Below are 14,914 nucleotides of genomic sequence, written 5' to 3' on the forward strand. Positions count from 1 at the left end.
TATTTTTTTGTCGCATGCAGTCGCAAAGCACCATTGTCAGACCTCTTTTACAAAAACATCAGCACGATAGCACCAAGGACATTGTTCAAAAAATGAACTGCGATTGCAGCTTCTAATCGTTTGGTTTTCACATAGACAAGTGCCATCAATAACCCAATCAAAGCATAAATGACAAACTCGATCCAACTGGTTGCGGTGTGCGCGAGCCCAAACAAAACCACACTGACAACGATGCCGACGATTTGATACTTCTCAAACAATAAGCCAATGATGCCCCCGCGAAAGACGATTTCTTCCATCACTGGTGCAGCCACGGCAATCAGCAAGAAAATCAAGAGCGGATTTTCACCTATAAATAGATTGTTTATCAGTGCATCATTGGCAGTCGATTGCTGACCGGTATTGGCTTGCAAGAAACTCGTGCCAACGATGGCAATGATCCTGCCAAGGACAAACGCCCCAACGATCCATAGCCAGTTTTTCTTGGTGGACCAATCGAAGCGAAAACTGGCAAGATTCAATTTCTTTGCTATCCACATACTCAATCCGATATTGATCAACACCATCGCGATCAACCCATAGGCAATCAGACTGGGTATATAGGTTTCACCAACCTCTAAATAATAGTACTTCACTATTCCAAAAGTGGTCATACTGACTTGGCTCAACATAAATAATCCGACAACGATACACACATTTTTGATTGCTTTCATAAATCCTCCTACTCGATATAGTTATATTTGTTCATGAAACATGAATCCTTTCATTCTATAGTACCGATGATCCATCTGTGAATCAAGCGCGTTCAACAAAAGAATCACTATAAATTTGAAGCGTTTTACAACAATCGATTGTATTCACCTTTTCGCTATGATACACTATTTCTACTTTTTGTTTGGCTGACGAACCGCTGCCCCAACCATGTTCGTTTGGACCATCTCGTTGCGGGTATTCGATTGCGAATACTCTTTTTGTCGCGTTGTTGTCGAAAGAAAGTGAGTGAATCCAAATGATCCAAGTAGAGCACCTCAGTAAAACATTCCATGTCGCAAAAAGGCAAAGTGGGTTTTGGGCTGCCACAAAGGCCTTTGTTTCAAGAGAAACCACTATGATCCATGCCCTGCAAGATATTAGTTTCACGATTCAAGAAGGCGAAATGGTCGGCTACATCGGACCCAACGGTGCTGGCAAGAGTACCACGATCAAAATGATGTGTGGCATTTTGACACCGGATCAAGGCCAATGTCTGATCAATGGTCGAATTCCTTGGCAAGACCGGAGGCAGCACGTCAAAGAAATTGGCGTGGTTTTTGGACAACGCAGCCAACTATGGTGGGATGTCCCTGTGATCGATAGTTTTGATCTGATTAGAGATATTTATCAAGTCGATCCTCCACGTTATCAACAAAATTTGAATGAACTGACCCTGCTATTAGATTTAGGTGAGCTGCTCAAAACACCTGCCCGTTCATTAAGTTTAGGCCAACGAATGCGCTGTGAAATAGCTGCTTCTTTACTGCATGACCCAAAGATTCTTTTCCTAGATGAACCGACGATTGGATTAGATGCTGTGTCTAAAATCGCTGTACGCCAATTTATCAAACGCCTGAATAAAGAAAAAGGCACCACGGTCATTTTGACCACCCATGATATGCAGGATATCGAAGCCCTAACCCAACGTATTTTATTGATTGGCAAAGGAAAAATGCTGCTTGATGGTCATTTAGACGAACTCAAGCAGCGATTTTCAGATGAAAAAACGGTCACCATTGATTACACAGGTACATTACCACCTTTACCTGCATCTGTCCAAACGGTTGAAGAAACCGTTGGGCGGGTTGTCCTAAAAGTCGACCCTACCTTTTCTGTCCCACAATTGATCAATTTTGTCAGTCAGCATGCTGCTATCACGGATTTGGCTGTGGCACATATCACTGCTGAAGAAATGGTAGCGAAGATGTATCAGGAGTATCACATATGATCAAATACGCTGCACTATTTCGGATACGTTTTATCCATACATTGCAATATCGTTCTGCAGCAATTGCTGGGATGGTTACGCAGTTTGTTTGGGGAATGATGGAGATTCTCGCTTTTCATGCTTTTTATCAAACGGATGCCACTGCTTTTCCTATGACCTTTCAACAGACAGTTTCTTATGTCTGGATGCAGCAAGCTTTTTTGTCTTTGTTTATGCTTTGGTTTTTTGAAAATGAGATTTTTGAGGCAATCACAAGTGGATCGATTGCCTATGAATTGGCCCGTCCAATGGATCTATACAATAAGTGGTTTTGCCAATCCATCGCCAATCGCTTGGCAAAAACTTTGCTTCGCTGTTTGCCGATTTTTGGCATTGCTTTCTTATTGCCTGCGCCTTATCGTCTTGTGTTACCTGCCAATCTGACGACACTCTTACTTTTTATACTTTCTTTATTGCTCAGTTTAGGGGTTGTGGTGTCAGTATCTCAATTGATCTATATTTCAACGTTCTATACCTTGTCGTCGATTGGGGTGCGGGTAGTTGTTGGTGCGATCGGCGAATTTCTGGCTGGTGGTATCGTGCCACTTCCATTCTTTCCACAACCATTCCGGCAACTGGCTGAATTATTGCCTTTTGCCGCCATGCAAAATGTGCCTTTGCGGATTTATAGTGGTGATTTACAAGGATTTGATGCGTTGGATAGTCTGCTGCTGCAAATCTTTTGGCTCATCACATTGTTGATGCTCGGGAAATGGTGGATAAAAAAAGCCCTGCAACGGGTCGTCGTTCAAGGAGGATAACATAATGGTCTATTGGCACTACTTTTGCATCCATTTGAAAAGTCAAATGCAGTATAAAGTTTCTTTTATTTTCACGACATTGGGTCAGTTTCTTGGTTCCCTTACTGCATTTCTAGGTATTTGGTTTATGTTCACACGATTCTATCAAGTCGATGGTTTCCGTTTCGAAGAGGTCTTGTTGTGTTTTGCGACGGTATTATTGTCTTATTCGATTGCTGAATGTTTTGGTCGGGGGTTCGACCTTTTTCCCCAGATGATCAGCAATGGCGAATTTGATCGTGCATTGGTTCGACCCCGGTCGCTGATTTTTCAAGTTTTGGCCTCTAAGATGGAGTTTTCTCGTATTGGCCGTTTCCTACAAGCGGTGCTGGTCTTCCTCTATGCGATACCCCAAAGTGGGGTAAGCTGGCATATTGGCACGATCGTCACACTTTGCTTGATGATCATTTGCGGCAGTATCTTTTTTGGTTTATTGTTTATCGTCTATGCAGCCATCTCATTTTTCACGATCCAAGGACTGGAATTTATGAATATTTTTACAGATGGCGCTAGAGAGTTTGGGCGTTACCCTTTCAGTATTTACGGTAAACAAGTCTTGCGATTGTTGACCTATGTCATTCCAATGGCATGGTTTCAATACTATCCTTTTCTCTACCTCATTGGTCAATCCACCAATCCCTGGTGGATCGCATCGCCGCTTGTCTGCTTGGTCTTTGCTTTTCCAGCACTGTGGTTCTGGCGGATCGGGCTGAAGAATTATGTATCGACAGGGTCATAACTGTATCTCGTTATGATGAAAACCAGCAACTTTGTGATTATCTGTCATTAAGCTGCTGGTTTCTTCTCTAAGTTTCATTCTTCTGATACAACCGCTATCCTTGCCGTGCTTTGTAACTTTGTCAGATGACATCAAATTTGTCAAAGCTCTTTTTTCACCTAGGAAAATCATGCATTCTTTGATAAGATAGAAAAAAACGCAAAAGAGGACCTTTTATGAGTATGTCCCTGATTTTCATCTTATTTTTGATCATTGATCTGATTCTATTGCGAATCAGTTATACGAAGAAACGTTTTGGCTTGTTATTTTTGTCTTTATCTGGACTGATTTTGATTAGTTTGGTCCTTGTCTCGGTCATTTTCTTTTTTCCGGATTATTTGTGATACACCAATCAGTCTTTTTCCATCTAACCAATGAAACAGCCTAACCAAATGATGCTATATACAGAAACGACGGCAGCTTATCTTTAAAAGCTGTCGTCGTTTTTCTTTTTTCCTTCTTACTTTGGGTCTTCTTCAAATCAGCGCACCAACAATCATCCACGACGTTTCATGTGCTAAAGTCCTGAATCCGGATAGATCGATCACAAACCTTATCGATCAATGCCCCATCATGCGAAATCATGATGACTGTCATTTGCTTTTGCGCGCGCAAGAACTTGAATAAGTGGCGTTCATTGATTTTGTCTAAGCTAGCTGTGATTTCATCGCAAATCAAGATAGCCGGCTCTACTAATAAAGATAAGGCTAAAGAGACCCTTTGATACTGGCCGCCACTTAGCGTAGCTGGATATGCTGTTAATATACTAACAGGCAGATTGAAGTGAGCGATGATAGAAGTGATTCTATCATCTATTTTGTCTGCGGGCGCGAGGTGCCACAATTGTAATGGTTCTCGCAATAGTTGCGCCACTGTCTTCATTGGATCTAGTGACTTGCGGGAATATTGTGTCACCAATTGAATCTGTTGTGCCCATTCAGCTCTTGTATAGCTCGATTGGACTTTTTCGCGTAGAAAGATCGTGCCCTGATCAGCCTTTTCTAACCCAGCAATGATTTTAACTAATGTTGATTTGCCACTGCCGTTTTCACCAACTATTCCTAGCCATTCACCTTGTGCCAACTGGAAAGAGAGATTGTGAAAAATCGTTTGTTTATACGATTTCGACAACTGATTTACTTGTAAGAGTATTTCGTTAGGATTCAAATATATCAATCAATTCTTTCGTGTATTTTTGCTGAGGGTCATTCAGGATATCTTCAGTTTTTCCAGATTCGATCAGCTGTCCCTCTTTGACGATCCCCAGATTGGTACTATAAGTGCGCGCAAGATCGAGATCATGGGTGATAAAGAAAATGGTGCAATGTTCCTCGATCTGCAACTTCTTCAACATTTGAAGCAATAATTTTTGGCTTTCAACATCTAAAGCACTTGTTGCCTCATCAGCAATGATTACTTCTGGTTTTGTTATTAATGCACATGCCAATACGATTTTTTGGCACATCCCTCCACTTAATTGATAGGGACGTTTCCTTAACAGGGCTTCGTCAGGCACCAAACCAACTTGCATTAGGGCTTCTCTCATTCGTATTTCCCATTCAGCTTTAGGGATTTTTTGCCCCCGCAACAGATGTCGTAATTGCGCAAGGATCGATACATTTGCTGCCAAACTATCCAGCGGATGCTGTAAAATCACTTCTACTTGCTGACTGTTGACTATTATCTCGCCTTCCATCGCGAGGGAACGAGGAAGGTGCCGCAGCAATGCTTTTCCTATCAACGTTTTACCGCCACCACTTTCGCCGATCAAACAATAAAAAGCTCCTTGTTCCACCTTTAGAGAAACATTATCCAGCAATCTCTTTTCATGTAAGGTTATAGATACCTGTTTTAACTCAAGCATTGTGTTCATAATATCCTTTCAATCGTTGTCCGATAGATTGCGTAACCAAGACCACCAGACATAACATCATTCCTGGAAAAATAAATAGCCACGGTGCAGCATAAAAATAAAGCTTGCCATCATATAAAATCGTGCCCAATTCTGGTGTAGGCGGATGGACACCAATACCCAAAAATGCCAAGCCCGAAATATTCAACATGATTCGACCAATATCTGTCACAAACAACGACAGCAATGCAGGACGCATAGAAGGCAAGACATGGTGGATCAACGTATGGAGGCCTTGAGATCCGCGCATTGGTGCCAATAAAATAAATTCTTGTTTGCGAATATCTAATACGACATTTCGGATAAAACGAATATATCGCCCTGACCAGCTGAAAGCCAATGCCACCAAAACCGTTGTGATCGAATTTGTAAACAGCCCTGAACATACCAATGCAATCAGGATAGCTGGAATGCTGACGATGATATCTGCAAAAGTCGTGATAACTGTATCGACAAATCCACCGAGACCACCTGCTAACCCACCGAGCAAAAGACTGACCAGCACGACACCAATCATTGATAGACCGGCATACCCCAACGAATACGTTGTGCCGAATACCAACCGACTAAAGAGATCACGTCCCAGATAGTCTGTGCCCATCCAATGGTGCAGACTTGGTCCAAGCAAACGTTGATTTTTGATCATTTCATATGGGTCTTGTAACGTGAGGAAAATACCGGTAATGATCAAAAAAAGGCCCAATAGTGCTACAGTCTTTCTCATAAATTTTCTCCTTGCTGCAGCGTCACTCGTGTATCGAGTACTAATACCATCACATCAGACAGATAATTGATCAAGAAGACGATGCCTGCGATGATCAAACCAACACCTTGAATGACGGGATAATCTCTAACAGAAATAGCATCGATCAATAACTTGCTGATACCAGAAATACTAAAGATCACTTCAACCATGATGGTGATACTAAATAAACGAATCAAGCTATTGGCATATAACGCAATCAAAGGGACGATATTCTCATTGATTTGATAATAACGTCTTGCAAACCAAGAAATATGTCTGCGTTTGGCGATCCATTCCAACTCACTTTCAGCTGCAGCTGTCAGCAAATCGCTCACGATTTTGATCAAGTATAGACCTTCAGACAGCAAGCAAACCAGAATCGGCAAAACCAAATGACTAGCAGATCCGCTGCCTACGAAAGGAAACCATTGTAATTGAACGCCAAAGATAAAGATAGACACGATTGCTAGCCAATAACTAGGAAAAGACAAACAGACTACTAACAAAGCACGTCCTTTACGCAATACTGGCGAATTGGCAATCAGTGTCCCCATTGCCAAAGAAATAATCAGATTGATGGCAAACGACCATCCGATGATATTGGCTGTTACAATTGATCGTGCAAGCAATGTCTGTAAAACTGGTTCACCTGACATATAGGATAGACCAAAGTCACCTTGCAGGATAAGCAACAGCCAACGAAGATACTGCACAATAAAACTTTGATCCAATCCCAATGCTTGCCGTGTTTGATTCAAGGTATCATTCGTGATAGTCGATGCGCCTGACTTTCTTAACAGACTGATTGCTGGATCCCCTGTCGAAAGGTACAGCAACCCATATAGCAACACTGAAAAGAACAGCAAACTAAGTAAGAAGCGGCAGGTTTTTCGACAAAGAAAGCGAAGGTTCATTTTATTTCACCACTAATTGTTGATAATCGATGGGTGCATCAGAAAGTCCAGAAAAGACAAATTCCTTGATCTTGTTTGTTGTGACAAAAGTTTCATCTTTATAATCAATTGGAATCGCCAATGTTTCAGCCGATATTTCTGCAAAAATAGTATCGAAAATACGTTGCTGTTCTTCTTCGGAGGCTGCAGCGGCATACGTATCCAGCAATGTTGAAAGCTGATCATCATTGGCTAATACACCATGGCTGTCCGCGGTATTGTAAAATAGCGAGTTTAAAAAGTTATAAGGCAGCAATGCATCCGTGTACGTACGATATAAAATCATATCAAATGCTTTCGATGTCCATAAAACATCGTAATAGCTCTCGCTATCTAATGTATTGATCGTTACCTTTACACCGGCTTGTTTTAGATTATTTTCGATAACTTCTGCTTGTTCTTTCCACTCTGGGAATTCTACTGTTTGAATGACTAAATCAAAAGAGAGGACTTGACCATCTTTTTCATAAAAACCATTGTCATTCATTTGATATCCAGCATTTTCAAAGATTTTTTTCGCTTCATCGACATCATATGGAACTGATATTTGATTCGTGTCGGTCACATACTGAACGCTGCTTTGAAATAAGCCTTTGATGTCATGATTCGATAAAGATTCTTTATCGATCGCTAAATCGATTCCTTTACGAATATCACTGGTCAAAGTCGTGTTATCCGGATTAAATGCCAAAAAGTGCGACATCGTTCCCGTAAATTGATAGGTCGCAAACTCATCTGAATCGGCTAATGACTGTACATCATTATCCATGATTTGCCCCAGTGTCCCGCCAGCAATATCAACTTCACCACTTCGTAAAGCCAATGAACGAGAACTGCCGTCGGTGATTGTTTTAAAAACAACTCGATAATGCAATGGATGTTCATGATCATAATAGGGATTAGGATCCATTGTCACCTCTTCATCCGTTGATGTGCGAATTGTAAACGGGCCAGTTCCGATGGCCTCTTGAAATGTACCGTCGACTTGTCCATTCTTGACTGCATTCGGACTCATAATACGTAAAGGACGCGTGGCACATAATTCTGCTAATACTTGGTTCGACACTTTGTTGAAGTGCAGTGTGACCGTTGTACTGTCGATAACATCCACTTTTTCTAAATTGAGCAGTGTTTGCAAGGTTGTCGTTGTATTCTTATTTTTGGCCCGTTCAATAGTAAATTTCACGGCTTCAGCATCAAAGTCGCTGCCGTCAGAAAACTTGATTCCATCTTGCAAATGGAACGTATAGGTTTTGCCATCCTCTGATATTTCCCAAGATTCTGCCAACCCTGGCTGATAGTCGCCTTTCTCGCCAAACGTGACCAATGGTTCATAGACCGCGCTGTAGATAGCCATCTCAGAATCGTACCCCGTTGCATCTAATGCATCTGCATGGGCATCACCTGTGATTGCAATCCCAACAGATTGCATATCAGCGGCCGTCTCCTCTTTATTCCCTGTTGCACAACCTGCCAATACCCCGATCAGAATAGCTGGCAAAAATACCCCTAAGATTTTTTTCATTTTGCGTTTCCTTTCACTGGTGTTTTTGTCGCTTTGATCAAATAGCTGCTTTCACAAGATTGGATGAAATCTGCTACTGATAGGTAAAACTTTTTGTAGTCGGTTACTTCATAGGATGGTTGATTATACTCTTTGATCAATTCAACAGAAAAACCATGTACAATCAAACTGTCCACGACCTCATTCAGGGTCTTCCCTTGCATTTTGGTTGCACCGAATTGATCGATCACGCTTTTCATATAGTCAAAACTGGGATTATCCGTCTGATCTGCAAACGACGCATAATATACACCACCATCAGACAGCACGTCGTGGATCATTTGGAAGTGTTCATCCAAATCACGAATCAAGTACAAAACCGATGTACTGATGACCGTGTCAAATTTTTGCCCAATAGATACAGCATCGCCCGTATTGATGTAGCGGATCGGTTTTTCTCCCACCCGCGTATTGGCTACTTCCACAGCTTTCTTCGCTAAATCAATGCCAACACCATCTGTAAATGGCAATGCATCGTGTAACTTCCGCAAAAAACCTCCCTGATTACAGCCAAAATCCAATATCCTTTTTGCCAAAATATCTTGAGGGTCCAGTAAAGAAATAATATTTTGCCATGCGTCTTGATGGTCATCCTCCATCTCTTGGTCCCCATTATTTCCTTCTAACCACCAATGATCATATGTGTCTGTCATGTTGCATCCTCCAAATCATAGATAAATATAAATAGTAATGATTACGCTTTGTGAAAATGAATAATAGCAAATGATCTAGTCCATGTCAATCGTTTTTTTAAATGAACACAATTGGTCAGCTCTTTTTCCATCCACTTTGATAAAAAAATAGCGTTGGAAGGATATCCTAAGATTTCCCACCAACGCTCAATATAGTTGAACCAAAAAAACACAAAAATCTTGGTCAAAACAAAAACAACAGAATGTACCAAGAGCCACCCAACAGTCAAATCCATCTCTTCCCAAGTTGTTCTGTTGCTTTTTTCCTTTATGTTTACTCGTTATAGACTGCTTTGAGTTGCCAAGAAAGAGTCGTCGTATAGACGTATTCTCCCATCTTGATCTTTCCAGAGAATGTCATTGATCTTAGATCATGTATACTCGTTGGTCAACCATTTCCTTGGGAATAATTGAGAGGCTATTATTTTCAGGTGGTACACTACGCGCGGTGTGCATCTGCATTTCCTTCACATTTGTATTGTCCCGAATAGTCGGCATAGCGATGATCCTCACAATGGTGATTGTGCTTTTTATGGTGATTTTATACAAAAAAAAACGACTTTCCTCGAAAAGGAAAGTCGTTAAACGTTGTCTTAACAATGTTTTTATTATTCCGCAGCGTTGGTATCTTTGAGACCGTATTTTTTGTTGAAACGGTCCACGCGTCCGTCTGCTTGTGTGAATTTTTGACGTCCAGTGTAGAATGGATGTGAATCAGAAGTGACTTCGACACGGATCAATGGATACGTGTTGCCGTCTTCCCACTCAACAGTTTCTTGAGAATTCTTTGTAGAACCTGATAAGAATTTGAAACCAGTAGTTGAGTCCATGAATACAACTGGATGATAATCTGGATGGATATCTTGTTTCATTTCTTCTTCTCTCCTTTGCCCTGGCTCATTTGCTTCACCAGAGTTGATTTTGTCGAATTTACAACATGACTATCTTACCATGTTTGTTTTACAGATGCAATTATCTTTTTAGATTTCTTTTTGGTCGTTTATCGCCAAAGTTGACATCATGAAATGCTGCAATAAATTCTTGGTTGTTCTTGGTTTTGCGTAAGAATTGAATGAATTGCTCCGTAAATTCCAAAGAGTCACCGGTCATATTGTTGCGTAACCGCCATGTTTCTTCTAGCTGTTCACTACTCATCAACAACTCTTCTTTGCGGGTGCCTGATTTTCTGATATCGATAGCTGGGAAAATACGGCGTTCTGCTAAACTGCGAGACAGCTGCAATTCCATATTCCCTGTTCCTTTGAACTCTTCATAAATAACATCATCCATGCGGCTGCCAGTATCGACTAAGGCTGTTGCTAAAATCGTCAAGCTGCCGCCTTCTTCAATATTGCGGGCTGCACCAAAGAATTTTTTTGGTTTATATAAAGCAGCTGGATCGATCCCGCCGCTTAATGTACGTCCGCTTGGTGGTACCACTAAGTTATAGGCTCTTGCTAGACGGGTGATACTGTCCATCAAAATCACCACATCTCGCTTGTCTTCTACCAATCGCATCGCCCGCTCCAAGACAAGCTCTGCAACCCGGGTATGGTTGCTTGGCTGCAAATCAAAGGTTGAAGATACGACATCGCCTTTGACACTGCGCTCTAAGTCAGTGACTTCTTCTGGTCGTTCATCGATCAATAAGACGATCAATTCAACCTCTGGATAATTGTCTGTGATGCCATTGGCAATTTCTTTCAAAATACTGGTCTTCCCAGCTTTTGGCGGCGCCACGATCAGCCCACGCTGCCCAAAACCAACAGGCGAAAACATGTCGATCATCCGCGTTGATAGACGGCCGGCTGTGGTTTCTAATTTTAAATGACGATTTGGATAAAGCGGCGTCAATGCCGGGAAATGCGGGCGTTCTTTGGCTTCTTCTGGATCTTTGCCATTGACGGATTCCACATGCATCAATCCATAATAACGTTCTGACTCTTTCGGTGGTCGAGCTTTACCGGCAACTTTATCTCCATTACGCAAACTGAAACGGCGAATCTGAGAGGACGAAATATAAATATCTTCTGCACTTGGCCCATAATTGATTGGTCGCAAAAAACCATAGCCTTCTTGGCCTACAATATCCAAGACCCCTTCCATATAAAAGAAGCCTTGCTTTTCAGCTTGTGCACGAATAACTGCCAAAGACAATTCTTTTTTGTTCATTTGGCTGTAATACGGAATACGGAATTGTTTGGCAAAAGTATAGATTTCTTTCAGTGTTTTGTTTTCTAGCTCTGCCATTGTTAAGTAATCGCTCATAGTTACTCCTCTATCATTTGGATATCAGCACCCAATGCAGTCAATTTTTCGATAATATGGTCATAACCACGCAAAATGTATTCTACATTGAAAACGGTAGTCGTTCCTTGCGCCATCAATCCAGCAATCACTAAACAAGCACCGGCACGTAAATCTGATGCCACCACTTCTGCCCCATGTAATTGACTTGGTCCGCTCACAAAAATCATGTTGCCTTCTGTTGTAGCTTGGGCGCCCATTCGTGCCAATTCTGGAATATGATTGACCCGTTTTGCATAGATCGTATCCAAAATTTCTGAAGTCCCTTGCGCCTTCAACAGCAATGGTGTGATCGGTTGCTGCAAGTCTGTAGCAAAACCTGGATATGGATAGGTTTTGACTACTGCTGGTTTCAAGTCTTGCGACGGATGAACATAGATTTCATCCTCACTGATATCCATGCGGACACCGATTTCTTCTAATTTGGCGATATAACTTTCTAGATGCTCATAGATCACATTTTTGACAACGATCCCTTCACCCACAGCCGCTGCCAATGACAGGTAAGTCCCTGCTTCGATGCGATCAGGAATGATAAAATGACGGCAGCCATGCAATTCTTCAACACCTTCGATACGAATCTCATTGGTACCGGCGCCTCTGATTTTGGCTCCCATATTGTTCAATAGCGTAGCCACATCGATGATCTCAGGCTCACGGGCAGCATTTTCGATGATGGTTTTTCCTTTGGCTTTAACTGCTGCAAGCATCACATTGATCGTTGCGCCAATCGAGACCATATCCAAAAAGATTCGTTCCCCAGCAAGACCGGCTTCATCTGTACGTAAATACATCGCGCCATGTTCATTGGTCACTGTAGCGCCTAAAGCTTCAAACCCTTTGATATGCAAATCAATAGGACGAGGACCCAAAAAACAGCCTCCAGGTAATCCAACAACACCTTCACCAAATTTGCCTAATAACGCACCCATGAAATAATACGAGGCGCGCAAACTGTTGATTTTGCCACTTGGCATGGGAATCGAAACAATGTTGGTTGGGTCAATTTCGAGGGTATTGTGTTCAAAGTGGGTTTTGACACCCATGATTTCGAGGATTTCAATTAATGAGTGCACATCTTGAATATCTGGCACTCCTTCTAAGACGACGGGAGAATCTGCAAGAATTGCAGCAGGAATCAACGCAACAGCACTATTTTTTGCCCCGCTGATGGTGACTTCCCCTTTTAAGGGGCGATTGCCTTCAATGACAATTTTCTTCATGTATATCCACCTATACTCTTTATTTAAATTTATGTGTATCAGATTAAGTTTAGCATAAAAATCAAAAAGAAAAAAGGACTAGTATGTCGTACAACGCTGTCCTATAAAATCTACTCAAACGAGTATGCCTGTACATATTATTGAAAAACATCAAAAAAGCCGTTAGAAAGCGTGCTTTCTAACGGCTTTTGATCATCATTCGAATTAAGCTTTACCAGCTGAACCGAACCAGTCGATGTGTTCTTCTGCATCTTTAACGATTGCAGCAACACCTGGTGCCAATAATTTACGAGGGTCGAATCCTTTGCCTTCTTTATCTTTGCCAGCTTCGATGTATTCACGAGTTGCTTTAGCAAATGACAATTGGAATTCAGTATTTACATTGACTTTAGATACACCCATAGCGATTGCTTTTTGGATTTGTTCTTGAGGAATACCAGAACCACCATGTAATACTAGAGGTACATCAGAACCTACAGCATCAGCGATAGCTTGTAAGTGATCAAAAGCAAGGCCTTTCCAGTTTGCTGGATATTGACCGTGAATGTTACCAATACCGCATGCTAAGTAATCAATACCAGTTGCAACCATTTGTTTACATTCTTCGATGTCAGCCAATTCGCCAGAACCGATGATACCATCTTCTTCTCCGCCGATTGAACCAACTTCACACTCAACAGAAATGCCTTTTGCGTGTGCTTTTTCTACAACTTCTTTAGCCAATTTCAAGTTTTCATCAAATGGCAAGTGAGAGCCATCGAACATAACTGAAGTATAACCAACTTCAATACATTCCATTGCTGCATCGTAGTCACCATGGTCTAAGTGGATTGCAACTGGAACAGTAATGTTCATTGAGTCAACTAAGTTAGTAATGATATCTTTAGCAACTTTGTAACCGCCCATGTATTTAGCAGCGCCCATTGAAGTTTGGATCAAAACTGGTGCTTTCTTTGCTTCAGCGGCTTTTAAAATCGCTTGTGTCCATTCTAAGTTATTTGTGTTGAATCCGCCGACTGCATATCCGCCTTGACGAGCAGCTTTTAAGAATTCAGCTCCTGATACTACTGGCATAAAAAATTCCTCCTAAGTTTTAAAAAACTTTATTTGTTAAGCAATGCTTAACCGACACTGCTATTTTAGCAAATATTTGCGGTATTTGCTACTAAAAAGAAGAATTTATCTTTTCAAAAAAAGTCTGCACAAAGTCAAAATACATCTATTTTCAAGAGTTTTTCAGAAAACTTAGCGTTTTACAAGCAATTCTTTCCTTTTACCTTCCAATTAGCATAACCATTCACATGTGAAAATTCGCGAAAAAATTCACAATTTTTTTCGCCGATTTATCATAATTCATATTGTCCGGCCTTTTGAGCATATCAATAGCCTTACGAAAGTCGCTATACTATCCTATTAAAAAAGGAGGGATTAAATGAAAAAAGCATTATTTGGTTTTTTTACGTTGGTTGGTGTATTATTTTTGGCAAGTTGCGGAACTGGGGCTAGTACGCAAGAAGACACGAAGACATTCACATTGGCCCAAAATGGCGTTGCGATGGAATTGGTGTTTCATTATGATGGGGACAAAGTCATTCGTCAAACAGCGAACAATGTGATGCCGTATGAAGCCATCGGCGTTGCCACGAAAGAAGAAGCCCAAGAATTATTAGATCCCGTCGCGAAGCAATACCAACAAGTGCAAGGATTGGATTACTCTCTTGAATACAGTGACAGCGAAGCCATCGAATCTTTGACCATCAATTACGATGAACTAGATTATGACTCCGCCAAACAGTTGCCTGGTGTGAACTTTGAAGGCGATACAGACAACGGCATCAGCATGGAACGAACTGAAGAAATGTTACTGGATCAAGGCTACGAACTAAAAGAAGAATAAGTATAGCCTGCGAAACACTATAG

Annotated in this window: 16 protein-coding genes; 5 read left to right on the top strand and 11 right to left on the bottom strand. The window is 41.4% G+C overall.

What is annotated here, in order from left to right; all coding sequences use genetic code 11:
- Window positions 1–47: 47 nt before the first annotated feature.
- Window positions 48–713, bottom strand: coding sequence for a CPBP family intramembrane glutamic endopeptidase (locus IGI41_RS12435; RefSeq protein WP_430610088.1), 666 nt, complete (start codon window positions 711–713; stop codon window positions 48–50).
- Window positions 714–1,009: 296 nt separating this feature from the next.
- On the opposite strand from IGI41_RS12435, the gene IGI41_RS12440 reads away from it, so the two are divergent.
- From IGI41_RS12440 to IGI41_RS12455, 4 genes are all read left to right on the top strand, one after another.
- A complete protein-coding gene (locus IGI41_RS12440; RefSeq protein ID WP_430610089.1) occupies window positions 1,010–1,981 on the top strand; it encodes an ABC transporter ATP-binding protein in 972 nt (323 codons plus the stop codon).
- Window positions 1,978–2,781: an ABC transporter permease gene (locus IGI41_RS12445; protein WP_430610090.1), complete on the top strand. Its 804-nt coding sequence runs from the start codon at window positions 1,978–1,980 to the stop codon at window positions 2,779–2,781. Before IGI41_RS12440 ends, IGI41_RS12445 begins: the two co-directional genes overlap by 4 nt.
- Before the next feature lie 4 nt (window positions 2,782–2,785).
- Window positions 2,786–3,559: an ABC transporter permease gene (locus IGI41_RS12450; protein WP_430610091.1), complete on the top strand. Its 774-nt coding sequence runs from the start codon at window positions 2,786–2,788 to the stop codon at window positions 3,557–3,559.
- A gap of 215 nt (window positions 3,560–3,774) precedes the next feature.
- Entirely contained in the window at window positions 3,775–3,942 is a 168-nt protein-coding gene (locus IGI41_RS12455) for a hypothetical protein (RefSeq protein WP_430610092.1), read from the top strand.
- Between the two features lie 166 nt (window positions 3,943–4,108).
- Here IGI41_RS12455 and IGI41_RS12460 read toward each other — a convergent pair whose 3' ends face one another.
- The 10 genes from IGI41_RS12460 to IGI41_RS12505 all read right to left on the bottom strand — a co-directional run bounded on the left by IGI41_RS12460 (window position 4,109) and on the right by IGI41_RS12505 (window position 14,068).
- Window positions 4,109–4,729: an ABC transporter ATP-binding protein gene (locus IGI41_RS12460; protein ID WP_430610093.1), complete on the bottom strand. Its 621-nt coding sequence runs from the start codon at window positions 4,727–4,729 to the stop codon at window positions 4,109–4,111.
- A 25-nt stretch (window positions 4,730–4,754) separates the two neighbouring features.
- Entirely contained in the window at window positions 4,755–5,471 is a 717-nt protein-coding gene (locus IGI41_RS12465) for an ATP-binding cassette domain-containing protein (protein ID WP_430610094.1), read from the bottom strand.
- The gene (locus tag IGI41_RS12470) at window positions 5,455–6,234 is read right to left on the bottom strand and encodes an ABC transporter permease (RefSeq protein ID WP_430610095.1); all 780 of its coding nucleotides are present in this window, start codon (window positions 6,232–6,234) and stop codon (window positions 5,455–5,457) included. Before IGI41_RS12470 ends, IGI41_RS12465 begins: the two co-directional genes overlap by 17 nt.
- Window positions 6,231–7,169, bottom strand: coding sequence for an ABC transporter permease (locus IGI41_RS12475; protein WP_430610096.1), 939 nt, complete (start codon window positions 7,167–7,169; stop codon window positions 6,231–6,233). Before IGI41_RS12475 ends, IGI41_RS12470 begins: the two co-directional genes overlap by 4 nt.
- A gap of 1 nt (window position 7,170) precedes the next feature.
- Window positions 7,171–8,733 carry an ABC transporter substrate-binding protein gene (locus tag IGI41_RS12480; RefSeq protein WP_430610097.1) on the bottom strand — a complete coding sequence of 521 codons (1,563 nt, stop codon included), beginning with the start codon at window positions 8,731–8,733 and terminating at the stop codon, window positions 7,171–7,173.
- Complete coding sequence (locus IGI41_RS12485) at window positions 8,730–9,425, bottom strand: class I SAM-dependent methyltransferase (protein ID WP_430610098.1); 696 nt, start codon at window positions 9,423–9,425, stop codon at window positions 8,730–8,732. Before IGI41_RS12485 ends, IGI41_RS12480 begins: the two co-directional genes overlap by 4 nt.
- A 647-nt stretch (window positions 9,426–10,072) precedes the next feature.
- Complete coding sequence (locus IGI41_RS12490) at window positions 10,073–10,336, bottom strand: type B 50S ribosomal protein L31 (RefSeq protein WP_005233979.1); 264 nt, start codon at window positions 10,334–10,336, stop codon at window positions 10,073–10,075.
- Window positions 10,337–10,436: 100 nt separating this feature from the next.
- Window positions 10,437–11,732: a transcription termination factor Rho gene (gene rho, locus IGI41_RS12495; RefSeq protein WP_430610099.1), complete on the bottom strand. Its 1,296-nt coding sequence runs from the start codon at window positions 11,730–11,732 to the stop codon at window positions 10,437–10,439.
- Window positions 11,733–11,734: 2 nt separating this feature from the next.
- A complete protein-coding gene (locus tag IGI41_RS12500; RefSeq protein ID WP_430610100.1) occupies window positions 11,735–12,994 on the bottom strand; it encodes a UDP-N-acetylglucosamine 1-carboxyvinyltransferase in 1,260 nt (419 codons plus the stop codon).
- Window positions 12,995–13,198: 204 nt separating this feature from the next.
- Window positions 13,199–14,068, bottom strand: a complete 870-nt coding sequence (locus tag IGI41_RS12505; RefSeq protein ID WP_430610101.1) for a class II fructose-bisphosphate aldolase — start codon at window positions 14,066–14,068, stop codon at window positions 13,199–13,201.
- A 358-nt stretch (window positions 14,069–14,426) separates the two neighbouring features.
- On the opposite strand from IGI41_RS12505, the gene IGI41_RS12510 reads away from it, so the two are divergent.
- Complete coding sequence (locus IGI41_RS12510) at window positions 14,427–14,891, top strand: YehR family lipoprotein (RefSeq protein WP_430610102.1); 465 nt, start codon at window positions 14,427–14,429, stop codon at window positions 14,889–14,891.
- Window positions 14,892–14,914 lie beyond the last annotated feature (23 nt).

The sequence above is a fragment of the Enterococcus sp. DIV0876 genome (assembly GCF_050529585.1).
Classification (GTDB): domain Bacteria; phylum Bacillota; class Bacilli; order Lactobacillales; family Enterococcaceae; genus Enterococcus_D.